A 23348-nucleotide genomic window follows, 5' to 3' on the forward strand; every position below is an offset into this window, starting at 1 on the left:
GGGGTAATCCGCCATGTCGCGTCCTGATATTCCCGTTACGATCTCCGGAGACGCAAAGGGCTTCGAGTCCGCCCTTGCGCGGATCCGGTCTCTCACCAAGTCGTCGGCAACTGACGTCGCCGCTTCCTTCAATAGGATTAAGGGGATGATCGGCGGCGCGGCTGGTATCGCCACGAGCATCATTTCGGCGTCTACGGTTGCCGTGGTTCGGGACGCCGCCAACGCCATTGCGGCGGTCGGGGAAGAAGCCAGGCGTGCTGGCGTCGGGGTAGAGGCGTTCCAGGAACTGAAGTTTGTGGCAGAGCAGAACCGAGTTGCTGTTGATGCTCTCACGGATGGCCTCAAGGAACTTAACCTGAGGGCAGACGAATTCATCGAAACAGGTGGTGGCTCCGCGGCCGAGGCTTTCCAGCGCCTCGGCTACAGCGCTGACAAGTTGAAGGATAAGCTGAAGGACCCGTCGGCTCTCTTCACAGAGATCATCGGCAAGCTACAAGACTTCGACAAGGCGGCACAGATCCGCATCCTGGATGAGGTCTTCGGCGGTGCTGGTGGCGAACAGTTCCTTCAATTGATCAGGCTGGGCGAGGAAGGTATCCGAGACCAGATCAAGGCTGCTCATGACCTCGGCCTGGTGATGGACAAGGAGTTGGTCGCGCGGGCTGAGGATATCGATCGCAGGTTTAATCTGATCGCAACGACCGTTGGCACGAACCTAAAGGCTGCGATCGTCGATGCTGCCGGCGCCTTCATGAGCTTCACAGATTCCTTCCGCGCGTTCGAGCAGCAGCAGACCGGCAGTCTCCTTTATCGCCAGTCCATGCTGAAGCAGGCGCGCGAGAGGGCGCTGAGCATGAAAGGTACGACCGAAGATAGCTTCCTCTCGATCTTCGGTCGCGACAGCGCCTCGGAAATCTCCCGGATCGACAAGGAGATGAACCAGATCCAGAGCCTGCTGGACAAGCGGGCGGGAATAAGTGACAGCGTTGAAAAGCAGGCGTCCCCGAAGGCTGGACGTATCCAGTCCGCGCAGGACATTCTGCGCGGCGAGTTTGCACAGCAACGGATCGAAGACGCGTTTTCCAAGGCCGGATCCGGCGGTACGAAAGGCAGCGGCGGCACTCGCTCCAAGGCAACCAGCGAGGCAGCAAAGGAAAAGCGGGCGATCGACGACGTTATCCAGTCGTTGCGCGATGAGCTCGCAGTGATGGGGCTGACCGATATCGAACGCGAGCGGACGATCGCGTTGCGCGAAGCAGGGGTTACCTTCGCCTCGAAAGAGGGGCAGGAAATCTCCAAGCTGATCGACCAGAAGTATCGGCAGATGGCGGCCGAGGAAGAGTTGATCGACCAGCAGGAGCGCATGCGCGATGCGGCGCAACGCGTCGGTGACACGCTCGACGATCAGCTTACCCGCATTGTCGACGGCACCTTCGATGCGAAGGAGGCCCTGGCGGCGCTACTGACGGAACTGATCAACGTACAGACGAATGGCAAGGGGCTGTTCGGCTCATTGTTCGAAGCGTTTTCTGACGGGTTTGGCGGCGGCGGCAAGGGGCTTTTCTCCCCGAGCTTCGTCCCGAATACGACCCTCGGCAGCGTCCTCGGATACGGCGGCGCGCGGGCTGGCGGCGGCGATGTCTCGCCGGGGCGGATCTATCGCGTGAATGAGTACGAGGAGGAATTCTTCGTTCCGACGCAACACGGCCGGATTGTCCCGCCATCCAAGATGGCGGGCGGCTCGGGGATCGAGACCGGCAGTGATACGTCGATTATCCAGATCGAGTTGGGCCCGGAAATCCGAGCGCAGATCCTCGAGCAGGCGCGAAGCCAGACTTTGCGGTTGATGCAGAGCAATGAGGCGGCTCGGGCAAACGTGCGCCAGAACGGCGGGGACTACTGATGGCGGAACTGATCGCGCTTCCGAATGTGGTCTATGGGCCGTCGATTTCCTTCGACCCGATCCGTACCCGTAGCACTGCGCGCATGCTCGGCCGGCGCACCGAAACGCTGCTTCGCGGCACGCCCTTCTGGGTCGCGACCTATGCTGCGGGCAAACTGACGACGGCGGAGGCCGCGGCGTTCGACGCCTTCAACATGCTGGCCAGCGATGGCGGCGTGTTTGCGGGCTACGATCCGCACAGGCCTCGGCCGATCGCCTACCAGAGCAGCGAGCCGCTTTCCGGCGTGAAAGCGGGTGGCGGTGCATTCAACGGCGACGCGGTTCTTCAGTCGATCACGAACCCGCTGGCGATCGTCGTCAATGGGCTGCCTGCCGGCTTCCAGCTCTCGCCCGGCGACTATGTCGAGGTGCGCAAATCACCGCTGGTGCGCTCGCTGCATCGGATCATGGCGCCGGCGACGGCCAATGGCGCAGGCGTCGTCACCCTGTCGATCCGGTTCGCGCTCGACACCCAGACCTTTGCCGCCGGTAACACGGTCCATTTCGAGAAACCAGCCTGCATCATGGAGATGGACGAAGGCAGCTACAGCCTTCCGAAGTCCTGGCCAAACTACAATGTCCAGTTCACCGCTACGGAGCTGTTCTTCTCATGAGCGTGCTTTCTCCTGAGGTCGAGGCGATCGTCGAGAGCGGCGAGTTCGCGGTGCTCGACTTGATCCGCTTCGATCTGCCGGGCAAGACCGTCGGCTATCATCGCGGCGGGCGGCCGTTCACCTACAACGGTCTCACGTACCTGCCGAACCGGTTCCTCGAGGCGGGCGACATGAATAGCTCCGTCGGTGTGGCGGTGACGACGCGAACGATCGTGTTTTCGAATATTCCGGTCGCGGACCCGGATGACGCGGTCGCGCAGATCGAGCAGTACGACTATCCGAATTCGCCGGTCATCATCACCCATCTTGCCGGCGTGCCGAACACGAATGAGGTTGTCGGCATCCTCGTCTCGAACATCTACGAGATCGACCGCGTCAGCTTCAACGACGACGCGCTCGGCGCGAAGGGCGCGGGGCTTCTGACGCTGACGATCGAGTTGCAGCCGCCCGGCCGCTCGGCGCGCGGCTCGACTTTGGTCAAGCGCAGCAAGGCCGAGCAGCAGTTCGACAACGACGCCACGGATACCGGCTTCGAGTATGTCGCGACCGTCGGCACGATCCCCGAGGAATGGGGACAGGTGTCGAGATAGCCAGCAGCGCTGCGCTTGCAATCACTGCGAGCGTCGCCGATAAATTTGACAGTCGCCAGGAGACCATGATGCCATTTCAGCCCGAAATTGCGAACCTGCCGCTCGCCACCGTCCTATTCCTGGCGGCTGGTTACAGCGGATACTTCATTGCGAACACGGGCATTCGCGACCACCATAAGAGTGTCGATGTTGCGTTTTCGAGTGCGGTTTTTGGCTTCTTTGGCTTGTTTTTTCACCAATGGTTGGTCGCTCGCGGCACCAACATCTTTGTGTCGGCGCTGCTGCCGTATGTCGCGACATGCGTCATCGGGATCCTCTGGCGGTTGTTCGGCCGTAACCTGCTTAAGATCGTGCTCAGGGGCATGCACGTAAGTTACGCCGATGAACTCCCTAGCGCGTGGGTCTCGATGTTCAACGTTACGGGCGTCAATGGGACCCAGTTGGCTGTCCAATTAAAGAGCGGGACCTGGCTTGAATGCGATGATCTGCATCGCTTTTCCAGCGCGCCGAACGGTCCATGTGTTTTGGGCACCAATGGCGACGTTCTAATGTACGTGACCCACTTTCGCCCGCCAGGCGAGGACAGACGCGAAAACGCGTCTGTCAGCTTTGATGCGTGGGGAGATGAAATAACCTTCATTCCCAGCTCTGAGATCGCGCGAATTGACTTTCGGCGAAAGAAAATCACTTCCCCGGCGGCTTAGGAGCCGGGTTTTCGTTCGTCGTCGGAGTGTAGTTACCGCCAACGTCCGGGTTCTTAATATCGGTCGTTCGAGGGGTGTAGCTTTTCTCTTCAATACGCTTTTCGGTCATGTGCCGATCTCCTGGCGAGTTCACAAACTGTTCGCCTTGCAACACAGCCGTTGATCTCTCTGTTGCTGGCACTGGCAATGGACCAGACAGGCAACTGAAAGTCGAGTCTTCACAATGGATCGCTTCCGCATCGGATCGGCCACGCTCGAGCGTGAGCTGTCGACACCCTATGCCTATGGCCCGGCCGATTGCTTCCACCTCGGCTGCGCCATGGCGGACGCGCTGCATGGCACCTCGCTCGTTGAGAAGTACCGAGGCGCCTACAAGACGCTGAGGGGCGCACACATCGCGCTCCGCCGGCGCGGGTTTTCGAGCCTCGTCGACTTCTGGTCGGCGGAGCTGGACCAAGATCCGGATGGCGCCGCCTCGGCCCGCTATTTCGACCTGGTCATCCTGCGCCTTGCCGATGGCGCCGAGCATGTCGGTGTCTGCATCGGCAACCGCTTCACCACCAAAACCGAGAGGGGCCGTAGCGACCACGGCCTTTCCGACGTCGTCGCGACTTTCCATCTCGGATAATCCCTTCCATGGCAATTTTCTCGTTGATCACGACGGGGCTCGGCGCCCTGTTCGGCTCGACCGTTATCGGCAATCTTGTGGGTGGAGCGCTGGCATTCGGCGCGAAACTCGGCCTCGCTAAGCTCGGCCAAACGCAGCAGAAGAAGCAGAAGTTCACGGCCGTTCAAGGCGAGGTGCAGCTTGGCGGCGACGTGCCGGTCGACACTCTGCTCGGTATCGGCAAGACGCGCGGCCAGCGGCTCTACTATGCCAAGTGGGGCAAGGGCAACAAGATGAACGCCGACGTCTTCGCGCTCGCCAACGGCTGGTGCGACGGCCTCGAGCCGTACATTTACATGTACGGCCAGAAATACAATCTCGTGCCGAAGGCCGTCGCCGGCGGCGAAACTGCGCGTTACAGCGTCGAAGGCTTCATCGACGGCGATGGCAACAGCTCGATCGACATCCGCTTCTATGACGGTCGGCCCGACCAGGTGCACGATGCAGAGCTTGTCGCCGCGACCGCGGCGCTCGGCAATGCCTGGAAGGCGACGAGCCGACTGCGCGGTATCTGCTACGTCGTCGTCTACCGCTACTATCACCTGCAGTTCTTCCGCGACGCGGGCCGCGGCCGCCCGGAAATCGAGTGGATGCTGCGTGGCCTGCGCGAGTACGATCCGACGAAAGATTCGACGGTCGCCGGCGGCAATGGCCCGCAGCGGCTGAACGACCCGTCGACCCACGCGCATACGCTGAACCCGGCGGTCCACCGTCTCAACTACCAGCTCGGGCTGAAAGGCTTGCTCTCTGGTCGGACGCTGATCGGCGAAGGCAAGACGCTCGGCCAGATCGACCTCTCGTCCTACTTCGTCGCGATCAACTATTGCCGGACGCTGCGCAAGGGCAAGCCGATCTATCAGTGCTCTCTCTGGGTCAATTCGGACACCGATCATACCGAGGCGCTTTCGGCCTTTGACGACGCGATGGCGGGTTATGGCTTGAACCGCCGCGGGCTCTCCGGCGTTGTCGTCGGTGCGCCGCAGATCCCGGTGCTGACGATCACGGATGCCGACATTCCGAGCGATCGGCCAAAGCCGCGCCAGCCGCGCAAGTCGGCCTTCGATCTCTTCAACCATCTCTCTGGGCAGTTCACCTCGCCCGATTCGATGTGGAACCCGGAGAGCCTGAAGCCAATCGTCGTCAACGCCGACGTCGCCGCCGACAAGCGCGCGCGTCAGACCTCGATCGATTTCCTGCAGGTGCACGATGCTGACATCGCGCAATACCTGCTGAACGTCCGTTACCGCCAGAACCGCAAGGGCGGTACCGTGACGTTGCCAGTCAGCCGGCGCGTCGGCCTGAAGGTCATGGAAGGTGAATGGGTCACTTACCAGGGCAAGGACTGGATGGTCTCGGAGTGGCGTTGCGACGCGGATCTTCGCTTCACCTTTGTGCTCACCGAGACCGGCGCCGACATCTACGACGATGGCGACATCGCGCCCGGACCGATCATTGTGCCGCCCGTTCCGCCGATCAATCCGTCGCAGCTCTTCACGGTGCAGAACTTCGACGTGCATGCCGGGATGATCCAAGGAGGCAACGGCTTCGACGTTCCGGCGCTCGAATTCGTCTGGGATCCTCCGGATGATCCGACCATCACCGACGTGCTTTTCGTTTATCGCGCTGACGGCACTGCAGAAGAGTTCACTGACCAGTGCGCCGAGCCGGAGGGCGGGCGGTACCGGACCACGAAGAATATCCTGTCTGAGAAGGCCTATGTCGCGCGGGCTACGATCAAGACGAACCCAGACCGGCTGCGCACCTTTACGGCCTGGCGGACAACGGCGACGGCCACCGGGTCACTCACCCTGCAGGTGGGGCTCGGCCAGACACGCGACGACATCAAGGACCGCTTCGAAGAGCTTCAGGGCGAGTTCGATGGGGTTTGGCAACGGCTCGAGGAGTTGACGACGGCTTTCTCGCTCGACGGCGCGGTTGGCGAAGTGAAGCGGCAGGAGCTGAAGGCGGCGGTCGGGGATGCGTTTGCACAGATCGTCACGGAACAACGCGTCCGGGTCTCGCAGGATGACGCGCTCGCTCAGCAGATCACCGGCCTGACGGCGACCGTCGGCAGCAACCTGGCGCGATTGATCACTGAAGAGACAGCGCGCGCAAACGGGGACAGTGCTCTTTCGTCCAGCATCACGGGTGTTAGCGCTGACCTGAATGGCCGATTTGCAGGCGGCCTGGTGAAGTTCGAGGCGGCCGCCGATCAGTCGGGGGTAACTTCCCGGTTCTCGGTAATGTTGCGCGCTACGCTGAACGACACGTTCAAGGACAGCGGCTTCTACATCGAGATCTACACCGAAGGCGGCGTTCTGAAATCCCGCTTTGCGGTGAAGGCCGATCAGTTCGTTGTCTGGAATGGCGGCAGCAATGCCTTCCTGCCTATCGTCATCGAGAACGGCGAATTGAAGCTCAACATCGCCAACATCGGCTTGATCCGAGCTGGCCGCATGCTGTCCCCCGACGGCAAGACCGATTTCAACCTCAATCTCGGTACTCTGGAGTTTTACAGCTGATGGTCCGAACCATGATCGGCATCGATGCTACAGGTGCCGCCTGCATCAAAATCATGAAGAATAGCGCAGACGATCCGCGCACGACGCCGGATAGTGAGCGGTGGAAGTTCCTCTACAACAGCAAGCTCGGCATTCAGGCGAGCTTGTGTGACATCTGGGTCGTGAACACCTTCCAGGCCGGCAACGGCGTCACCTACTATCCGGCTGGCGCCAATGCCGCGACCTTCACTTACATGTCTCTGACCGTTGCGCAGGGAACGCTCTGGGGCTTTCGCAACGCGGCATTCCCGACGCTTCGGTACAACGTTCCCCTGTTCGACGTGAAAGCGAAAAAGGGCGGCGGAAGCAATCGTTACAATCAACAGATGGTCGCCTGGACCGACAGCGGCGAATATTACCACGGTCAGGGCGGTTTCTACGCCGTTGGGAATTACGCCCAAATGGGATGGGCGGAAAACATGGTTCTCAACAACAATCTCGGGAACTTCGCCTACGGCATGCCCATCATTGTCACGCCGAATGACGGAATTGATGCTTTCAACAAATTCCGATCGCGCGACAAGCGTTTGAACGTTTGGAACTTGCCGGGGAACAACGTCGCCCCGGATGACGCTCCGGTGTTGGCGCCGAATGGGACCAAGACCATCAAGATATCATCGACCGCGTTGAAAATCGCCAAGCCGGGTTACAACGTCGATACTGCCACCGTTCAGCAAATGGCCTTTGATGCCTCAAAGATGCCGGTGAAGGTCATTGCTGCGGCTGACATCGCGCTTCCTGCCGGGGTGAGCTACTACCAGACCGGCATCCCATTGCCCGACACCGTCGCGCTTGACGTTCATTTCTACGACAGCGCGACGATCATGTACCCGTCAAACCCGCAAGTGCTCGATTTCGGCGCAGAGTACTGGTTCGACGGGAGCCTGATCGGCTTTGAAGCCTCGAAGGCAATGCGGGCGCGTTTCATGCTCTACATGGAGGATGTTAGCGGCCCAACAGGAGGATCCAACAAGGTACTTCGGCAGTTCGAGGATGGCGGGCGTGTGGTGCAGTTCCTTCGCCCCGGTTCGGCAGATCCGCCGGGCTGGGCAGATATCGTTATCGATACCCGCTGGCCGCAGGTGCAGATCCTAAAGGAAGGCTATTTCACCTTCGGCGCTGGCAACGGCGTCATCACCGACATTCCCTTTGACGGGACAGGTATGTTCCCGATGGTGAAGTACCTCACGCACCACGGAGCCGGCAACGGTGCGAGCCTCGGGCAGAACAATCTTCCCATGTCGTGGAGTGCTATGTGGCGCCTGCCGTTCGTGAAGCGGCTGAAATATCCCTACAACGGCCAAGCTCATGCTGGGGAAAGCACCTATTGCGAACTGACGGCTAACAACGCTCGGTTCTACACCTTCGCCGGCAACGTCGGCGATTATTACAATCGCGGCGACAGCCCCGGAACCTGGCAAACGTCTGGCGCCTACGCGCCTGGCGGTATCCGCTACTACATCTTCGGCATTCCAGCTTAGGAAGCTCCCAACATGACCACTCCTTACACGACAGGGTCGATCACCCTGACGAACGGCAGCGCCGTGGTGACCGGCGTCGGTACGGCCTGGCAGACGGCACTGATAGCCGGCGGCACGATTTACGCCGAGGCGGACGGCAACCCACTGCCGATCCTCACGGTCGACAGCAACACTCAGATTACGGCGGCGATCAAATGGAAGGGCGCTACCGGCACCTATCCCTATGCGATCATGCGCGACACAGCCTACGGTCAGCAGACGGTCGCCAATGCAAACGCGCTCGCGACCTATCTGCAGCGCCTCGACAATGCCTCGCTGGCGGCGCTGGCATCGATCGCGGCGACGCTCGGCGCCGGCAAGGTACCGCGCGGACTGAGCGCGAACACCATGGAATGGTTCACGGTCACGGATTTCATCAAGACGCTGCTCGACGATGCTGACGCCGGAACCGCGCGCGGAACATTGGGCGCCCAAGCGGCATTGGGTTTTACGCCTGTTCAGCAAGGCGGAGGCTCTGGGCAGGGGGGAAACAAGGTCTACGTCGGTTGGGACCCATCTAAGGGCCTAACGGCGCAAGTGGATACCTCCGTGCTCGGAAAACTCTGGTACGACGGCCTCGTTACCGGTGGTCTCGGCTGGCTGAAGTTCCCGAACGGCATGATCATCCAAAGTGGGACCGTGGTCGTGACGGCCGATGGCAATGGATTTGCGGACATAAACCTGCCGGTATCCTTCGCTTCAGCCAGCAACTATGTGCCCGTAGCCTGGAACGGGGACGGCAACATCAACGTTGTCGTCAGCCATTACAGAAACGCGTCGAGGCCGACTGCCGGTCTCTTCTCTGTCTTGGTCAAGAACACCACGGATGGCTTGCCTCGATCAGGCGCCGTTCGTGTCGACTTCATCGCCTGGGGGTACTGAGCCGATGCGATACTACATGACGATTGACGAAAATGGGTTCCCGACCGGGTTCTATGTGGACGTGGTTCACGGTGCACGTATGCGTCCCGTGCTCCAGTCTGTCGACGTTGTTGAGACAAGCGACGGTGGCGAGCAGGTCAAGATCGGAGAATCGATCGAGCAAATCGGAGAGGAGCCCAACCCCGATTGCCTTATTCCCGCGGACGCGATCGAGATCACGGACGAGCAGCGCTGCGAATTTCTCCATAACCAAGGCCTTCGGCGGTGGATACATGGCATCGTCGCGCCCTACGAGCCGCCGTCGCCGCCCATCACACAGGCAGATTACTCCGCCGCCATTCAAGCCCACCTCGACGCCACCGCGCGCGAGCGGCAGTACGACAGCATTCATACTGCCATTGGCTACCGCGATGATCCGAACCCGGCCTTTGCGGCAGAGGCGCTTGCGCTATTCAATTGGCGATCGGCCGTGTGGACCTTCTCCTCGGCCGAGCTGGCGAAGGTTATGGCCGGCGAGCGAGCGCAGCCGACCGTCGCTGAGTTCGTCGCCGAGCTTGAAGCTGCCTGCCCGTTCACGTGGCCGATGGAACGAGCGGCGATGCTTGGAGGGCAATTGCTGTCTGAATAGCGGCACGCGGTCGATGGGCTCTAAAGCAGCAGCCAACTGAAAAGAGCCACCAGCACACCCCCGCCGATCGTCATCGTCCAGTTGTTGTTCATTATCTGGAATAATTGGCTGGCAGTGCCTGGGCCGTCGGTGATGAATTGCGATGTTACGTCGTCGCCGTCGTGCTCTATATCGGTATCTCGATACCCTACTCCGATGGACATGATGACGAATGTGCCAGACTCTCGATTCATCTTGTCGATCGCCTTGCGGCTCGTCTCCTGCATTTCTTCAAGGACGTCATCTTTAGGTTGAGCTGTTTCGATAATCTTGATGCTGGCCAAATCGGCCACATCGATTATGGCGTTCTCGACAAAAAGCTTTCCGCCCCGCCGGTAAGGCTTCAGAAACTTAGTCCGAAGTTCGCCCTCGGATAGATCTCCGAACAAGAACACTGGCTTCTTCTTGTCGTCCTTTGTTCGTACGACCACGTGGAAATATTTGCGGCTCATTCGTGCTCAACCCCTAAAACGGGGCAAATGAAGCAGGCTCAATAGCCCCTGTCGAGTCGCTGTTCAAAACACGGACAGATTACATTTTGCCCTCAGATCGCTCGCGTGACCACCTGGGCCGCGACCGATACCAGCAAGGCCGCCAGTGCGACGGCCGTTCCTAATCGCACGATCTTCATCCGGCGCCCGCGAGCGCCATCCCAATCATAGCCCATCATGCTCCCCCCTGCAGGCATCATGCCGCGCCGGATGGTGGCCTGTTTTCCTAAACGAAGAGGTAAACCCGATGAATAGAACCACGTTCCTCGCCTATGCGAGGCGCGCGCCTTTTGGCGGCCGCCTGACGCAATCCCAGATCGACGGCATGAATGCCATCCTTGACGAGTGGGATCGGCGCCAGTCGACCGGCAAGGTGATCGACAATCGGCATCTCGCCTACATGCTGGCGACTGTCTTTCACGAGACCGGCGGCACGATGCAGCCGGTGACCGAGAACCTCAGCTACTCGGCTGAGCGCCTCACTGAGGTCTGGCCGTCCCGGTTCCCGACGCTCGCCAGCGCCAAGCCGTTCGCCCGGAACCCGCGCAAGCTCGCAAACAAGGTCTATGGCGACCGGATGGGGAACGCCGGCGCAGATGATGGCTGGCGCTATCGCGGCCGAGGCCTGGCTCAGATCACCGGCAAATCGAACTATTCGAAGTTCGGCATTGTCGACGCTCCGGAGAAGGCTGGCGAGATGGCGACTGCTGTCCGGATCCTCTTCGACGGCACGATCGCAGGCACCTTCACCGGCAAAAAGCTCGCCGACTATTTCAACCAGGTGGCCAATGATCCGGTCGGCGCGCGCGCGATCATCAATGGGACCGACAAGGCGAAGCTGATCGCCGGCTATTACCGGAACTTCCTCGACGCGCTCGAGGCGTCGAGGACGCCGGCCGAACTGCCGGACGTGAAGCCGGAAGCCGCGAAGGCCGACGACGTGCCGGCCGGGAAGAGCGGAACGGCGGTGACCACGGTCGGTGGCTTGTTCGGCGGCGCCGGCCTTTCGGCGGTTCTCGGCGTCAATAATCCCTACGCCGCCGGCATTGCCGCACTGCTGATCGTTATCGGCTCGATCGCAGCCTTTATGTTCTTCACCGGCCGCTGGTCGGTGAACCGCGCGCCGGCCCGCTGACATGTGGCCGCGCATCATCATCGGCGGGCTCGTGCTCGCCGGTCTCATCTGGCTTGTTGTCGAGATCCGCGAGGACGGCGCGCAGTCCGTCACCACCAAGATTGAAAGGCAGAACAATGAAGCGGCGAGCCGCGCTCATTCGAAGCGCATTGATTACGATTCCTGCCTTGATGCTGGCGGGCTGTGGAACTTCGGCGCCGGCGAGTGTGACGGCTCTTAGAAGCATCGTCGGGACAGACCTGATCGGCGCGCGAGGGGCGACGCCGGAAGATCAGCGAAAGATAGACCGGACCGCCGTCGGTATCTGCGCCGCGGCGATCTGGACGAAGGCGGAATGCAAGCGACACGGGGAAAATCGCTGACATGCAGGAAAAGTACACGTCACTTATCGAGTTGCTCAACGCCTGGTTCGGCGGCGCGGCGACCACCCTCATCGCAGTCTTCGCCGGCCGCCTCATGTGGCACACAAACGAGGTGCGAAAGATGCGACGGAAGTTTTTTGGCAAAGAACTGCTCTGGGAAATGCCGATCGCGGTCGGCATGGCCTTTATAGGTGAAGGCTTGGCGACCTGGCTTGCTCTGGGTCAACCGATGGCGACGGGCATGATCGCCGCGCTCGCCTACCTCGGGCCGCGTGGCTCCGAGGTGCTGTTCATGCGGTGGTTTGGGGCGAAGGTGGAGAAGGGTTAGCTCTTCATCCGCTCCTCAGCCTATTTGATCCAAATTGACAGATCGGCCGCGAGTTCCGCGCTTTTTGTTAGGTGGGCATGGGCAAGGGCGATGCCGACAGGTGTCAGGCGGGCGTTGCGAAGTGAGGTCTCGTTATAAAGCTTCGCAGCGTCCCTCAGGCATGGCTCGTAAGCCTCAAGCTTCGCCAGCAATTCCTCATCGCTGGGCTGATTGGCTTTGGCCTTTTCGAGGTACGAACTTGTCAAATTAGGCACTATTCCCAACTGGTTTTGGATTAAATTCAGTGCGTATTCACTCCCGGGCGTAAAGACCTTGTAGCTGGTATCAGAAGGGCTACTGAATGGAGATTCCTGAACAAGGTTGTTAAGCCCAAGATGCGCGCCAGGTGCGACAAGGACCTGCATATCGGGTTCGGCTACTCCTTTTGTTGCGATGCCGGGATAAGAGTGCTTCACAATCTCCATTGCGCTCGGCCGCACTATTATCCCGCCGATGCCTCCTATGATGCAGCCGTGTGTCTCGAGATAGGTGAAAGCAGTTTCGTCGCGAGGTACATGCGGGATCAACGGTCCAAGAAATCTGGCGAGATGTCTCGCAATACCTTCGAGGTTGGCAACACCGACATTCACGACGCGTTGAAAAATGAACGCGAACGACAGTAGGCTAAATTCTTCTAGAGTGAGCGATGCAGCTTTCACGATCGCATCATTCAGTGTCAGCGTTAGTCTGTTCCGTCGTTCCTGTTTCGAGCGCTGAACGACAAGATCGATGAGCACGGAATGGAGCTCTGAGGCATCACTGCGGGCGTAAGCCGTTTGTGCTTGCAACAATGCGTGTTGAAAATCTGGGTCTGCAAAGGCCTTCGCACCTTGGGGTGCGTCGGTGGCAATCTTCTCTAGGACTGTCGACTTGAACTCGTCGAGGCGCTCATCAATGAGATCCTTCGCGGTCGCGCTGAAGGTTTGAACCTGTCGAGAGATCGCATCCATTATTTCGATCATCTGTCCAGGCGAAATGCCCTGGTTGTAGATGGCGTCCCGCTGAGCTTGAATTGCAACTGAGCCTGTTGCGGCTTTCTGGACCTGCTTGTCATTCATGACGGATTTTTGTGTCCCGGCCAGATTGGATCGAAAACGAGTCTTTTCCGCTCTTCTGTACCTGCCTATGCGACCTAACCGATTTGGCGGCCATAAAGGTTGCTACGAGGCCGATTACAACTGCCAGTCCCCACATTACTAGATCCATTGCATCCATTTCAGATCGTCCCTTCGATTTGCCGAGCGCGTGGCACAAAGAAAGAACCCCGCCGAGGCGGGGTTCTGAAAACATTATGCAGCCTTCAGTGTGTATGACGGGTGGTCCCCGCCGTTGTCATTTGCGTACTGAATGTTGATCGGCTGCGTCTGCACGGTTGGAATACTACGCCTCGAAAGCTCATCGATCCCCTGCTGAGCGTCGAGCTCCAGCTTCTCGATGGCCATCCGGCGTATGATAGCCTCGGCTGCGCTGTCGATGTCGTACTCTCCGCGCTCCCATCGTCCGATGGATTGCTTGTCGTGGTGCACGACAGCAGCGAGCTCGGCCTGTGTGAAGCCCATCTCAGTGCGGAGGAATCGCAGTTCCTCTCCACTCATGCCGTGCTTGTGCGTGACAATGCCAAGCGCAATAACGCGATGAAGCTCATTAACGGCCGGAATCGTGATGATCTCATCGCCAGCGTCATCAAACACGAATTCCAGACCGTCAATCATGACGTTCTGAAGCCCGCACTCGGTGTAATGATAGCTATTCATCGTTCTCTCCAATTATGGTGCCGGATCTCGTGTCCGGCTCATCTGCCCACATGACAGTGGCGATCTTCAAAAAACAGGCATTCTTGTCCGGAATAACGATCACTCGAACTGATCTGTTACCGCCGTTAGGGCTTCGACATTCGATCGCATATTTCAAAAACCCGGGCCTTGTTGACGGCGACGGCTCTGCGTGGACAAAACCGTTTTTCAGCACGTACAACACGTCTGAAATTATCAAGCCGCGCTCAACAATTCTCTCGCGTGCATGCTTCGTATAGGAAATTGTCAGTTTCAGAGACCGCGCAATTGCTCTGATTTCATCTGCTGCCTTGCTTGCGGGCCACTCGCTGTCACTAGCCAATTTTCTACACCATATTACCGTCTTCGTCGTTGATGTATATCATGGTGATACCTTTGTGTAGGCCTTGCGAGTGAATTTTTGGTAACTTTTGCGTTTTCTCGGTAAACGTCGATTACAATTGTCAACGGCTTATTAGCGTCGTCCCGTGGAAATGTCGCAGATTAGATCGCATTTCGTCGCCTGTTCCGCATTGAGTTCGTTCGCGTAGGTTTCTAGTTGCTTGCTGAGTTTCGCGTGCCGGCCCGGTGCTTTTGCGAACAAAGCGCGGGTGAGACGTTTTCGCCAATTCGTGCGTTAATGCGGAATGGTCAAAACACTGAGGAAGAAACCCCCTCCTGCGCCGCCGGCACATCCGATGCCGCGCCGTGTGCCGCCCTGTGTTGCAACGCTCGATGATAGGCCACCGAAGGGGCCGGGTTGGGCCCTGGAGGTGAAGTGGGACGGATACCGTCTCTCCGTGCATGTTGAACCTGGTGAGGTGCGGGCAATTACTCGCGGCGGGTATGACTGGACGCGGCGGTTCGGGGCGATCGTCGCCGAGGCGCGCCAGCTCGGGCACGCAACAATGATCCTCGACGGCGAGGCGGTGGTGCTCGACGAGCATGGACGGTCTGATTTCGGCCTGTTGCAGCGGGCGCTCGGCAAGCGGCCGAGCCTGCACGATGCCGGCGAGATCCTCTTTATGGCATTCGATCTGCTCTATCTCGACGGCCGGGATCTGCACGATCTGCCGCAAAGCGACCGCCGGCGGCTCCTGGAGCCGATCGTCGCAGGCCGGACTGGCGCGATACGGCTCTCGGAAGAGGTGGACGCGGATGCCGATGACTTTTTCCGCGTCGCTTGCGAGCTTGGCCTCGAAGGTATCATCGCCAAGCGGCGCGACAAACCCTATCGCTCTGGACGGCGACCGGAATGGCGGAAGATCAAATGTGTACGTCGCGATACGTTTGCCATCGTCGGCTACGAGCCATCGACCGTGCCCGGCGCGATCGGGCGGCTGCTGTTGGCGGCAAGGAAAGGCGATGGTCTCGTATATGTCGGCGGCTGCGGCACGGGTTGGAGCTATCAGGAATCGGTGAAGCTGCGCGAACTGCTCAACGCGATCCCGGCCGACCGGCCAGCAGTGGCGCTGAAGCGAAAAGGCGCGATCTTCGCGCGGCCGCTTTTGGTCGCCGACGTCGAGTATCGCGCTTGGACGCAAGACGGAAAGCTTCGGCACCCGTCGTTCAAGGGCGTGCGCGAGATGGAGGGCGAATTCGAGGTCTACGAGATCTCTGATCTACTCGTCGACAACTCTTAGCGACTGGCGGCGACGCTCAGCGTCTTCGCGCGCCCACTGAGCTTTGCGAGCCTTCGTTTCCTTTTCGTGCGCCAAGAGGCTGTCGCGGAGCGCCGGCGTCATCCTGGGCCACGTCGCATCGAGAACGGCTTCGTAGCAGCGCTCGCAAGCAGCAGCAGCCTGCCTCGGCGTCTCGGCCGCGCCGTTCAATGTAACGGCAACTGCCGGGTCATTGATGCCATGTTGGAAGTTCATGAACCAAAGCCAGTAACTGCCGGTGACCGATTTCTGAATTCGACCCATACGGCGGTCGCCGTCGTCGCCGTGAAACAGTGTTTCGGGATCGCCGGGAAGGCGGCGCCAGCGGTATTTGAGCTTGATTTCTTCCGGCATGTCACACGTCCAAGAACTTCTCGTTCTCTAAATGTTCCTGTTCCGGGAAAGAGTCAAGATCGACCGATTTGTGCGTCGCCATGCGCCAACCGTGCGCCACCGAATTCCCGCTAACATCAGGAAATGCCGGAAAACGTGGGTAATGCTGGTAAATGAGTGGCGCACACTTTAGTGCGGAACCCTATATCTATGTGATTGAAATCATTGGTGATCCCGGCGCGATTCGAACGCGCGACCCCCAGATTAGGAATCTGGTGCTCTATCCTGCTGAGCTACGGGACCACTTGGATAGCACCCATACAAAAGCGCAGCCTCTTCGCCAAGTGTTTTTGCGTGGATGCGGGCCGGAAATGCTTGCGAGGCGCGTCGGGGGTAGCGCCCTGAGCGGCTGGCACATGGGGCGCCCACCTTCGATTTAAATCGATTGCAAAACGGGCTGGTCTTTCAGGTCTTTCGAATGCTAAGCAAGGCGGGCGCCCGCTTGAGGAGGCTGGCGCTCACCCTCAGACCTTCATCAGAGACCTGATCCACATATGTTCATCGGAATAGATTGGGGCGGCACGAAAATGGAAGTCATCGCGCTCGGCCGCGATGGCGAAACGCGCGCCCGTCATCGTGTCGCGACCCCGACCAGCGGCTATGACGACTGCATCCGCGCCGTTGTCGACCTTGTAACTGCCGCCGAACAGACGGCGGGGGAAAAGGGCTCGATCGGCATCGGCATTCCCGGCAGCCCCAACCCGCGCACCGGTATCGTGCGCAATTCCAATGCGGTGCTGATCAACGGCAAGCCGCTCGGACGCGACCTCGAAGCGGCGCTCGGCCGCCCGGTCCGGCTCGCCAACGACGCCAATTGCCTGGCGGTTTCGGAAGCTGTCGACGGTGCCGGCAAAGACGCCCATGTGGTCTTCGGCGTCATCGTCGGCACCGGCCATGGCGGCGGGCTTGCGATCGACAAGAAGGTCCATGCCGGCTACCAGGGCGTCGCCGCCGAGATCGGTCACTATCCGCTGCCCTGGATGACGAAGGAAGAGTATCCCGGCCACAAGTGCTGGTGCGGCAAGCACGGCTGCCTCGACATGTATGCCTGCGGTACCGGGGTCGAGCTCGATTACCGGTTGACCACGGGCGTCGAGCGCCGCGGGCGCGACATCATCGAAGCGAAGCGGGCGGGCGATCCGGTGGCGACCGGCGTCTACGAGCGCTTCGTCGACCGGCTGGCGCGCAGCCTGGCGCTGCTCACCAACATCGTCGACCCGGATGTCTACGTGCTTGGCGGCGGCATGTCGAATGTCGACGAAATCTATGACGACGTTCCGCCGCGGGTGGTCAACTATCTCTTCGGCGACACGTTCGAAACCCCCATCCGCAAGGCCCTGCATGGCGACAGCTCCGGCGTGCGCGGTGCGGCCTGGCTCTGGAAGGAATAACCCCATGAACATCGACAAGGATCTGGCCCGCATCGCGCGGCAGGAACAGGAATTGCAGTTCGAGCGCTTCGATCTCGATACCGCCTGGGAGCTCGGAGCGCTGCTGCGCAAGATGGCGGTCGAGCGCAAGCTCGGCGTCGTCATCGATATCACGCTGTTTTCGATGCAGGTGTTCTATACGGCGCTCGAGGGTGCAACGCCGGACAATCCGAATTGGGTGCGCCGCAAGCGCAACACCGTTTTCCGTCTGTTCAAGAGCAGCTACGCCACCGGTCGCGAACTCGCCAAGGCGCAGACGAACCTGCAGGCCAAGCTCGGGCTTGCCGATGCCGACTATGCCGCGCATGGCGGCAGCTTCCCGATCGTCGTCAAGGGTACCGGTTGCATCGGTGCGGTCACGGTTTCCGGCCTGCCGCAGCGCGAGGACCACAACATGGTTGTCGAAGCGCTCTCGTCCTTGCTTGGCAAGGACCATGACGCCTTGAAGCTCGAGGGCTGAGCGTTGGCAGACGATATCTTTTCGCAATCGCGCGTCCTGTCCGCGTGGCTGGCCGAGAGGGCCCTGCCGCTCTGGCGCGACAAGGGCGTCGATCATTCAGGCGGTTTCGTCGAGACGATCGACATGGCCGGAGAGCCGACCCACGCCAATCGGCGCTCGCGGGTGCAGCCTCGGCAGGTCTATTGCTTCGCCGAGGCGGGACGCCGTGGCTGGACGGGGGACTGGCGAGGAGCCGCCGAAGGCGGGCTTGCTTACTTCGATCGCGTCTTCAAGCAGTCGAGCGGCTTTTATGGCGGGCTTGCCGATGCCGACGGCCATCTGCTTGACGGCTCTTTCGATCTTTACAATCAGGCTTTTGCGCTTCTGGCCTTCGCCTATCTCGCCGAGGTCGTGCCCGCACGCAAGGCTGAGATGATTGAGCGCAGCAATGCCCTTCGGTCCCGGATCGAGGCGCATGTCAAACATCCGGCCGCCGGTTTCGAGGAGGACAATCCTCCGCGCCTGCCGCTCTGTTCCAACCCGCATATGCACCTGTTCGAGGCTTGCCTTGCCAGCGAAGCGGTGGAGGGATTCGATCGGGTGGCCTGGGCCAATCTTGCCGACGAGATTGCGGATCTGGCGATGGATCATTTTATAGATCCCGAGAGCGGCGTGCTGCGCGAGTTCTTCGACCACGACTGGGCACCGTTTGCGGGTGACAAGGGCCGGATCGTCGAGCCCGGCCATCTGTTCGAGTGGGCCTGGCTGCTGTTGCGCTGGGCCGAACGCCGCGGCTGTGCCGAGGCGATCGTCAAGGCGAGACGGCTTTTCGATCTCGGCGAGGCGCACGGGATCTGCCCCAACCGCAACGTTGCGATCATGACGCTGCTCGATGATCTGTCGGTCGCCGATCCGATCGCCCGGCTTTGGCCGCAGACCGAATGGCTGAAGGCATCGGTCCGTTTTGCCGCGCTCTCCAATGGCACTGAGCGTGAGCGCTATCTTGCCTCCGCAACGCGGGCCGCGGCAGCACTTCAGACATTCCTCGATACGCCCGTTGCAGGCCTCTGGCGCGACAAACAGCAGGCCGATGGCAGCTTCGTCGACGAGCCGGCGCCTGCGAGCAGCTTCTATCATATCCTCTGCGCCATCTATGAGACCGAGGATTGCCTGGCCCGGCTCTGATCCCCCAACAGGAGCAGGTCTTTCCGTCATGGCCCGTCGCGATCGCGGCGGGCCATTTTTCTTTGTCCGGAGGACGAAATGTGATTGGTGGATATGTTGACATAAAGATATCTTTATGTGATTGACTCGCTTATTGTTTGTCGTTTTCAGAACGGGAGATTTCCCATGTCCGCCATCGGCGCCCTTTTCGGTGACATTTCCTCCAAGCCGGATGGCTCCGAGATCATGCGAGCGCTGCGCAAAGCGGCGAGCGAACGCATCCTGATCATGGATGGCGCGATGGGCACGGAGATCCAGCAACTCGGCTTCATCGAGCAGCATTTCCGCGGCGACCGGTTCGGCGGCTGCGCCTGTCACCAGCAGGGCAACAACGATCTTCTGACGCTGACGCAGCCGAAGGCGATCGAGGACATCCACTACGCCTATGCGATCGCCGGCGCCGACATTCTCGAGACCAATACCTTCTCCTCGACGCGTATCGCCCAGGCCGACTACGGCATGGAGGACATGGTCTATGAACTCAACCGCGACGGCGCGCGGCTGGCGAAACGAGCGGCGAAACGCGCCGAGGCCGAGGACGGCCGTCGCCGCTTCGTCGCCGGTGCGCTCGGGCCGACCAACCGCACGGCGTCGATCTCGCCCGATGTCAACAATCCCGGCTACCGCGCCGTCACCTTCGATGATCTGAGGATCGCCTATGCCGAACAGATCCGCGGCCTGATCGACGGCGGCGCCGACATCATCCTGATCGAGACGATCTTCGACACGCTGAACGCCAAGGCGGCGATCTTCGCCACCAAGGAAGTCTTTGCCGAAAAGGGCATCGAGCTGCCTGTCATGATCTCGGGCACGATCACCGATCTTTCGGGCCGCACGCTGTCCGGCCAGACGCCGACCGCCTTCTGGCATTCCGTGCGCCATGCCGACCCCTTCACCATCGGGCTCAACTGCGCGCTCGGCGCCAATGCCATGCGCGCCCATATCGACGAGCTCTCAAGCGTTGCCGACACCTTCGTCTGCGCCTATCCGAATGCCGGCCTGCCGAACGAGTTCGGCCAGTATGACGAGACGCCTGAGCAGATGGCAGCCCAGGTGGAAGCCTTCGCCCGCGACGGTCTGCTCAACATCGTCGGCGGCTGCTGCGGCTCGACGCCCGCCCATATCAGCGCCATCGCCAAGGCCGTTGCGAAACATCCGCCGCGCGAGATCCCCAAGGTCGAGCCGCTGATGCGCCTCTCCGGGCTCGAGCCCTTCACGCTGACGTCGGACATTCCTTTCGTCAACGTCGGCGAGCGCACCAACGTCACCGGCTCGGCCAAGTTCCGCAAGCTGATCACCGCCGGCGACTATTCGGCAGCGCTCGATGTCGCGCGCGACCAGGTGGCAAACGGCGCGCAGATCATCGACATCAACATGGACGAGGGCCTGATCGATTCGAAGCAGGCAATGATCGAGTTCTTGAACCTCGTCGCCTCCGAGCCGGATATCGCCCGCGTTCCCGTCATGATCGATTCGTCGAAATGGGAGGTGATCGAGGCGGGCCTGAAGTGCGTCCAGGGCAAGCCGCTGGTCAACTCAATCTCGATGAAGGAAGGCGAAGAGGCGTTCCTGCATCACGCGAGGCTCTGCCGTGCCTATGGTGCCGCCGTCGTCATCATGGCCTTCGACGAGGTTGGCCAGGCCGACACCCAGGCTCGCAAGGTCGAGATCTGCACCCGTGCCTACAAGCTGCTGACGGAAGAGGCCGGCTTCCCGCCCGAGGACATCATCTTCGACCCGAACATCTTTGCGGTGGCGACCGGCATCGAGGAGCACAACAATTACGGCGTCGACTTCATCGAGGCGACGCGCGAGATCATCAAGACCCTGCCGCATGTGCATGTGTCGGGCGGCGTTTCCAACCTCTCGTTCTCGTTCCGCGGCAACGAGCCGGTGCGCGAGGCGATGCATGCCGTGTTCCTCTACCACGCCATCCAGGCGGGCATGGACATGGGCATCGTCAATGCCGGCCAGCTCGCCGTCTATGATGCGATAGATGCGGACCTGCGCGAAGCCTGCGAGGACGTGGTGCTCAACCGCCGCGCCGATTCGACCGAGCGCATGCTGGAGATCGCCGAGCGCTATCGCGGCCAGGGTGGCTCGCAAGGGCGCGAAAAGGATCTCTCCTGGCGCGAGTGGTCGGTGGAAAAGCGCCTCGAACACGCGCTCGTCAACGGCATCACCGAGTATATCGAGGCCGATACGGAGGAGGCACGGCTTGCTGCCGCCCGGCCGCTGCACGTGATCGAAGGCCCGCTGATGGCCGGCATGAACGTCGTTGGCGACCTCTTCGGCTCGGGCAAGATGTTCCTGCCGCAGGTGGTCAAATCGGCGCGCGTGATGAAGCAGGCGGTCGCCGTGCTCTTGCCGCACATGGAGGCTGAAAAGCTCGCCAATGGCGGCGAGGCACGCGAAAGCGCCGGCAGGATCCTGATGGCAACCGTCAAGGGCGACGTGCACGACATCGGCAAGAACATCGTCGGCGTCGTGCTTGCCTGCAACAACTACGAGATCATTGACCTTGGCGTCATGGTGCCCTCGGCGAAGATCCTCGAAGTGGCACGCGAGCAGAAGGTCGACATCATCGGTCTCTCGGGCCTGATCACCCCGTCGCTCGACGAGATGGTGCATGTCGCCTCCGAACTGGAGCGCGAAGGCTTCGATGTGCCGCTTTTGATCGGCGGCGCGACGACGAGCCGGGTGCACACGGCGGTCAAGATCAATCCGCGCTACGACCGCGGCCAGACGGTCTACGTTACCGATGCGAGCCGCGCTGTCGGCGTCGTCTCCAGCCTGTTGTCGCCCGAAGCGCGCGACAGCTACATGGAAACGGTGCGGGCGGAATACCGCAAGGTCGCCGAAGCCCATGCCCGCAACGAAGCGGAAAAGCGCCGGCTGCCCTTGTCGCAGGCGCGCGCCAACCAGCACCGGATCGATTGGAGCGGCTATCAGGTCAAGGCGCCGTCCTTCCTCGGAACACGCGTGTTCGAAAGCTGGGATCTGGCGGAGCTTGCCCGATACATCGACTGGACGCCGTTCTTCCAGACCTGGGAGCTCAAGGGCGTCTATCCGAAGATCCTCGAGGACGAGGCGCAGGGTGTCGCCGCCCGGCAGTTGTTCGATGATGCCAAGGCGATGCTGAAAAAGATCATCGAGGAGAAGTGGTTCGCGCCGAAAGCCGTCGTCGGTTTCTGGCCGGCCGGCACCGTCGGCGACGACATCCGGCTGTTCACCGGCGAAGATCGGGCATCCGAGCTTGCGACCTTCTTTACGCTGCGCCAGCAACTGTCGAAGCGCGACGGCCGTCCCAACGTGGCGCTCTCAGACTTCGTCGCGCCTGCCGACAGCGGCTCGAACGATTATGTCGGTGGTTTCGTCGTCACCGCCGGTATCGAGGAGGTGGCGATTGCCGAGCGCTTCGAGCGCGCCAACGACGACTACTCCTCGATCCTGGTCAAGGCGCTGGCCGACCGCTTTGCCGAGGCCTTCGCCGAACGCATGCACGAATATGTGCGCACCGAACTCTGGGGCTATGCGGCAGACGAAACCTTCACGCCACAGGACCTGATCGGCGAACCCTATGCCGGCATCCGCCCGGCACCCGGTTATCCGGCCCAGCCCGACCATACCGAGAAGGCAACTCTCTTCCGGCTGCTCGATGCGGAAGCCACGATCGGCGTCAGCCTGACCGAGAGCTATGCGATGTGGCCGGGTTCGTCGGTTTCCGGCCTCTATATCGGCCATCCCGAGGCCTATTATTTCGGCGTCGCCAAGGTCGAGCGAGATCAGGTCGAGGACTATGCGGAGCGCAAGCGCATGCCGGTGCGCGAGGTCGAGCGCTGGCTGTCGCCGATCCTCAACTATGTGCCGATGCCGGAGGCCGAAGCGGCCGAGTAGTGTCGCTCAGATGGGATGATGACGAGCCGA

At 60.7% G+C, this 23348-nt stretch carries 24 protein-coding genes, 1 tRNA gene and 1 pseudogene; 18 read left to right on the plus strand and 8 right to left on the minus strand.

All coding sequences use genetic code 11. The features are described from left to right. Positions 1–13: 13 nt before the first annotated feature. From MKZ91_RS14835 to MKZ91_RS14850, 4 genes are all read left to right on the plus strand, one after another. Complete coding sequence (locus MKZ91_RS14835; protein WP_336171714.1) at positions 14–1903, plus strand: tail tape measure protein; 1890 nt, start codon at positions 14–16, stop codon at positions 1901–1903. After that, positions 1903–2556, plus strand: coding sequence for a hypothetical protein (locus MKZ91_RS14840; RefSeq protein ID WP_336171716.1), 654 nt, complete (start codon positions 1903–1905; stop codon positions 2554–2556). Before MKZ91_RS14835 ends, MKZ91_RS14840 begins: the two co-directional genes overlap by 1 nt. Further along, the gene (locus tag MKZ91_RS14845; RefSeq protein ID WP_336171718.1) at positions 2553–3146 is read left to right on the plus strand and encodes a DUF2163 domain-containing protein; all 594 of its coding nucleotides are present in this window, start codon (positions 2553–2555) and stop codon (positions 3144–3146) included. Before MKZ91_RS14840 ends, MKZ91_RS14845 begins: the two co-directional genes overlap by 4 nt. A gap of 68 nt (positions 3147–3214) precedes the next feature. Next, positions 3215–3850, plus strand: a complete 636-nt coding sequence (locus MKZ91_RS14850) for a hypothetical protein (RefSeq protein WP_336171720.1) — start codon at positions 3215–3217, stop codon at positions 3848–3850. On the opposite strand, the gene MKZ91_RS14855 is transcribed toward MKZ91_RS14850, so the two are convergent. Then, complete coding sequence (locus MKZ91_RS14855; protein ID WP_336171721.1) at positions 3831–3959, minus strand: hypothetical protein; 129 nt, start codon at positions 3957–3959, stop codon at positions 3831–3833. The two genes, MKZ91_RS14850 and MKZ91_RS14855, sit on opposite strands and share 20 nt — an antisense overlap. A gap of 114 nt (positions 3960–4073) precedes the next feature. Between MKZ91_RS14855 and MKZ91_RS14860 the strand changes: the two genes are divergently transcribed. The 5 genes and pseudogenes from MKZ91_RS14860 to MKZ91_RS14880 all read left to right on the plus strand — a co-directional run. Continuing rightward, on the plus strand, positions 4074–4478 hold the full coding sequence (locus tag MKZ91_RS14860; protein ID WP_336171723.1) for a DUF6950 family protein: 405 nt from the start codon (positions 4074–4076) through the stop codon (positions 4476–4478). An 8-nt stretch (positions 4479–4486) separates the two neighbouring features. Next, positions 4487–7039, plus strand: a complete 2553-nt coding sequence (locus MKZ91_RS14865) for a phage tail tip fiber protein (protein ID WP_336171725.1) — start codon at positions 4487–4489, stop codon at positions 7037–7039. Further along, entirely contained in the window at positions 7039–8559 is a 1521-nt protein-coding gene (locus MKZ91_RS14870; protein WP_336171727.1) for a hypothetical protein, read from the plus strand. The genes MKZ91_RS14865 and MKZ91_RS14870 overlap by 1 nt, the downstream gene beginning before the upstream one ends. Before the next feature lie 12 nt (positions 8560–8571). Next, on the plus strand, positions 8572–9480 hold the full coding sequence (locus MKZ91_RS14875; RefSeq protein WP_336171728.1) for a gp53-like domain-containing protein: 909 nt from the start codon (positions 8572–8574) through the stop codon (positions 9478–9480). A 316-nt stretch (positions 9481–9796) separates the two neighbouring features. Continuing rightward, a pseudogene (locus MKZ91_RS14880) lies at positions 9797–10108 on the plus strand (hypothetical protein); the annotation flags it as partial. Between the two features lie 20 nt (positions 10109–10128). On the opposite strand, the gene MKZ91_RS14885 reads toward MKZ91_RS14880, so the two are convergent. Continuing rightward, positions 10129–10599: a hypothetical protein gene (locus MKZ91_RS14885; protein ID WP_336171731.1), complete on the minus strand. Its 471-nt coding sequence runs from the start codon at positions 10597–10599 to the stop codon at positions 10129–10131. Between the two features lie 92 nt (positions 10600–10691). Continuing rightward, on the minus strand, positions 10692–10817 hold the full coding sequence (locus tag MKZ91_RS14890) for a hypothetical protein (protein ID WP_336171732.1): 126 nt from the start codon (positions 10815–10817) through the stop codon (positions 10692–10694). 68 nt (positions 10818–10885) lie between these two features. Here MKZ91_RS14890 and MKZ91_RS14895 point away from each other — a divergent pair, with 68 nt between their 5' ends. The 4 genes from MKZ91_RS14895 to MKZ91_RS14910 are packed head-to-tail and all read left to right on the plus strand — an operon-like array spanning position 10886 to position 12463. Continuing rightward, positions 10886–11773 (plus strand): chitinase, encoded by an 888-nt coding sequence (locus MKZ91_RS14895; RefSeq protein ID WP_336171733.1) that lies wholly within the window; start codon positions 10886–10888, stop codon positions 11771–11773. A gap of 1 nt (position 11774) precedes the next feature. Then, complete coding sequence (locus MKZ91_RS14900) at positions 11775–11993, plus strand: hypothetical protein (RefSeq protein ID WP_336171734.1); 219 nt, start codon at positions 11775–11777, stop codon at positions 11991–11993. Next, positions 11890–12135, plus strand: coding sequence for a hypothetical protein (locus tag MKZ91_RS14905; protein ID WP_336171735.1), 246 nt, complete (start codon positions 11890–11892; stop codon positions 12133–12135). The genes MKZ91_RS14900 and MKZ91_RS14905 overlap by 104 nt, the downstream gene beginning before the upstream one ends. Position 12136: 1 nt before the next feature. Continuing rightward, positions 12137–12463 carry a phage holin family protein gene (locus MKZ91_RS14910; protein ID WP_336171736.1) on the plus strand — a complete coding sequence of 109 codons (327 nt, stop codon included), beginning with the start codon at positions 12137–12139 and terminating at the stop codon, positions 12461–12463. 20 nt (positions 12464–12483) lie between these two features. On the opposite strand, the gene MKZ91_RS14915 is transcribed toward MKZ91_RS14910, so the two are convergent. The 3 genes from MKZ91_RS14915 to MKZ91_RS31615 all read right to left on the minus strand — a co-directional run bounded on the left by MKZ91_RS14915 (position 12484) and on the right by MKZ91_RS31615 (position 14617). Further along, positions 12484–13560, minus strand: a complete 1077-nt coding sequence (locus MKZ91_RS14915; protein ID WP_336171737.1) for an LPO_1073/Vpar_1526 family protein — start codon at positions 13558–13560, stop codon at positions 12484–12486. A gap of 231 nt (positions 13561–13791) precedes the next feature. Beyond that, positions 13792–14256: a helix-turn-helix domain-containing protein gene (locus MKZ91_RS14920; RefSeq protein WP_336171738.1), complete on the minus strand. Its 465-nt coding sequence runs from the start codon at positions 14254–14256 to the stop codon at positions 13792–13794. Beyond that, a complete protein-coding gene (locus MKZ91_RS31615) occupies positions 14249–14617 on the minus strand; it encodes a DUF4258 domain-containing protein (RefSeq protein ID WP_442892285.1) in 369 nt (122 codons plus the stop codon). The genes MKZ91_RS14920 and MKZ91_RS31615 overlap by 8 nt, the downstream gene beginning before the upstream one ends. Before the next feature lie 355 nt (positions 14618–14972). Here MKZ91_RS31615 and ligD point away from each other — a divergent pair, with 355 nt between their 5' ends. Beyond that, positions 14973–15917, plus strand: a complete 945-nt coding sequence (gene ligD, locus MKZ91_RS14925; protein ID WP_336171739.1) for a non-homologous end-joining DNA ligase — start codon at positions 14973–14975, stop codon at positions 15915–15917. Here ligD and MKZ91_RS14930 read toward each other — a convergent pair. Then, the gene (locus tag MKZ91_RS14930) at positions 15897–16289 is read right to left on the minus strand and encodes a hypothetical protein (protein ID WP_336171740.1); all 393 of its coding nucleotides are present in this window, start codon (positions 16287–16289) and stop codon (positions 15897–15899) included. The genes ligD and MKZ91_RS14930 overlap by 21 nt on opposite strands. 205 nt (positions 16290–16494) lie before the next feature. Continuing rightward, a tRNA-Arg gene (locus MKZ91_RS14935) sits at positions 16495–16571 on the minus strand. Between the two features lie 251 nt (positions 16572–16822). Here MKZ91_RS14935 and MKZ91_RS14940 point away from each other — a divergent pair. The 4 genes from MKZ91_RS14940 (at position 16823) to metH (ending at position 23318) form a co-directional block, all read left to right on the plus strand. Then, complete coding sequence (locus tag MKZ91_RS14940; RefSeq protein ID WP_336171741.1) at positions 16823–17719, plus strand: ROK family protein; 897 nt, start codon at positions 16823–16825, stop codon at positions 17717–17719. 4 nt (positions 17720–17723) lie between these two features. Continuing rightward, positions 17724–18218 (plus strand): heme-degrading domain-containing protein, encoded by a 495-nt coding sequence (locus tag MKZ91_RS14945; protein ID WP_336171742.1) that lies wholly within the window; start codon positions 17724–17726, stop codon positions 18216–18218. Between the two features lie 3 nt (positions 18219–18221). Continuing rightward, positions 18222–19382: an AGE family epimerase/isomerase gene (locus MKZ91_RS14950; protein WP_336171743.1), complete on the plus strand. Its 1161-nt coding sequence runs from the start codon at positions 18222–18224 to the stop codon at positions 19380–19382. A 165-nt stretch (positions 19383–19547) separates the two neighbouring features. Then, positions 19548–23318, plus strand: coding sequence for a methionine synthase (metH, locus tag MKZ91_RS14955; RefSeq protein WP_336171744.1), 3771 nt, complete (start codon positions 19548–19550; stop codon positions 23316–23318). The last annotated feature ends 30 nt before the right edge of the window (positions 23319–23348 follow it).

Origin of the sequence: Ensifer sp. MJa1 (assembly GCF_037026475.1) — a bacterium.
In the GTDB taxonomy this organism is placed as follows: Bacteria; Pseudomonadota; Alphaproteobacteria; order Rhizobiales; family Rhizobiaceae; genus Ensifer.

What these genes read in the sequence shown, in the direction of transcription:
- MKZ91_RS14945 (WP_336171742.1), top strand. Translation starts at nt 17,724, where the DNA reads ATGAACATCGACAAGGATCTGGCCCGCATCGCGCGGCAGGAACAGGAA.
- MKZ91_RS14875 (WP_336171728.1), top strand. Translation starts at nt 8,572, where the DNA reads ATGACCACTCCTTACACGACAGGGTCGATCACCCTGACGAACGGCAGC.
- MKZ91_RS14840 (WP_336171716.1), top strand. Translation starts at nt 1,903, where the DNA reads ATGGCGGAACTGATCGCGCTTCCGAATGTGGTCTATGGGCCGTCGATT.
- metH (WP_336171744.1), top strand. Translation starts at nt 19,548, where the DNA reads ATGTCCGCCATCGGCGCCCTTTTCGGTGACATTTCCTCCAAGCCGGAT.
- MKZ91_RS14850 (WP_336171720.1), top strand. Translation starts at nt 3,215, where the DNA reads ATGCCATTTCAGCCCGAAATTGCGAACCTGCCGCTCGCCACCGTCCTA.
- MKZ91_RS14885 (WP_336171731.1), bottom strand. Translation starts at nt 10,599, where the DNA reads ATGAGCCGCAAATATTTCCACGTGGTCGTACGAACAAAGGACGACAAG.
- MKZ91_RS14860 (WP_336171723.1), top strand. Translation starts at nt 4,074, where the DNA reads ATGGATCGCTTCCGCATCGGATCGGCCACGCTCGAGCGTGAGCTGTCG.
- MKZ91_RS14855 (WP_336171721.1), bottom strand. Translation starts at nt 3,959, where the DNA reads ATGACCGAAAAGCGTATTGAAGAGAAAAGCTACACCCCTCGAACGACC.
- MKZ91_RS14865 (WP_336171725.1), top strand. Translation starts at nt 4,487, where the DNA reads ATGGCAATTTTCTCGTTGATCACGACGGGGCTCGGCGCCCTGTTCGGC.
- MKZ91_RS14910 (WP_336171736.1), top strand. Translation starts at nt 12,137, where the DNA reads ATGCAGGAAAAGTACACGTCACTTATCGAGTTGCTCAACGCCTGGTTC.
- MKZ91_RS14905 (WP_336171735.1), top strand. Translation starts at nt 11,890, where the DNA reads ATGAAGCGGCGAGCCGCGCTCATTCGAAGCGCATTGATTACGATTCCT.
- MKZ91_RS14920 (WP_336171738.1), bottom strand. Translation starts at nt 14,256, where the DNA reads ATGAATAGCTATCATTACACCGAGTGCGGGCTTCAGAACGTCATGATT.
- ligD (WP_336171739.1), top strand. Translation starts at nt 14,973, where the DNA reads ATGCCGCGCCGTGTGCCGCCCTGTGTTGCAACGCTCGATGATAGGCCA.
- MKZ91_RS14895 (WP_336171733.1), top strand. Translation starts at nt 10,886, where the DNA reads ATGAATAGAACCACGTTCCTCGCCTATGCGAGGCGCGCGCCTTTTGGC.
- MKZ91_RS14835 (WP_336171714.1), top strand. Translation starts at nt 14, where the DNA reads ATGTCGCGTCCTGATATTCCCGTTACGATCTCCGGAGACGCAAAGGGC.
- MKZ91_RS14890 (WP_336171732.1), bottom strand. Translation starts at nt 10,817, where the DNA reads ATGATGGGCTATGATTGGGATGGCGCTCGCGGGCGCCGGATGAAGATC.
- MKZ91_RS14940 (WP_336171741.1), top strand. Translation starts at nt 16,823, where the DNA reads ATGTTCATCGGAATAGATTGGGGCGGCACGAAAATGGAAGTCATCGCG.
- MKZ91_RS14900 (WP_336171734.1), top strand. Translation starts at nt 11,775, where the DNA reads ATGTGGCCGCGCATCATCATCGGCGGGCTCGTGCTCGCCGGTCTCATC.
- MKZ91_RS14915 (WP_336171737.1), bottom strand. Translation starts at nt 13,560, where the DNA reads ATGAATGACAAGCAGGTCCAGAAAGCCGCAACAGGCTCAGTTGCAATT.
- MKZ91_RS14845 (WP_336171718.1), top strand. Translation starts at nt 2,553, where the DNA reads ATGAGCGTGCTTTCTCCTGAGGTCGAGGCGATCGTCGAGAGCGGCGAG.
- MKZ91_RS14870 (WP_336171727.1), top strand. Translation starts at nt 7,039, where the DNA reads ATGGTCCGAACCATGATCGGCATCGATGCTACAGGTGCCGCCTGCATC.
- MKZ91_RS14930 (WP_336171740.1), bottom strand. Translation starts at nt 16,289, where the DNA reads ATGCCGGAAGAAATCAAGCTCAAATACCGCTGGCGCCGCCTTCCCGGC.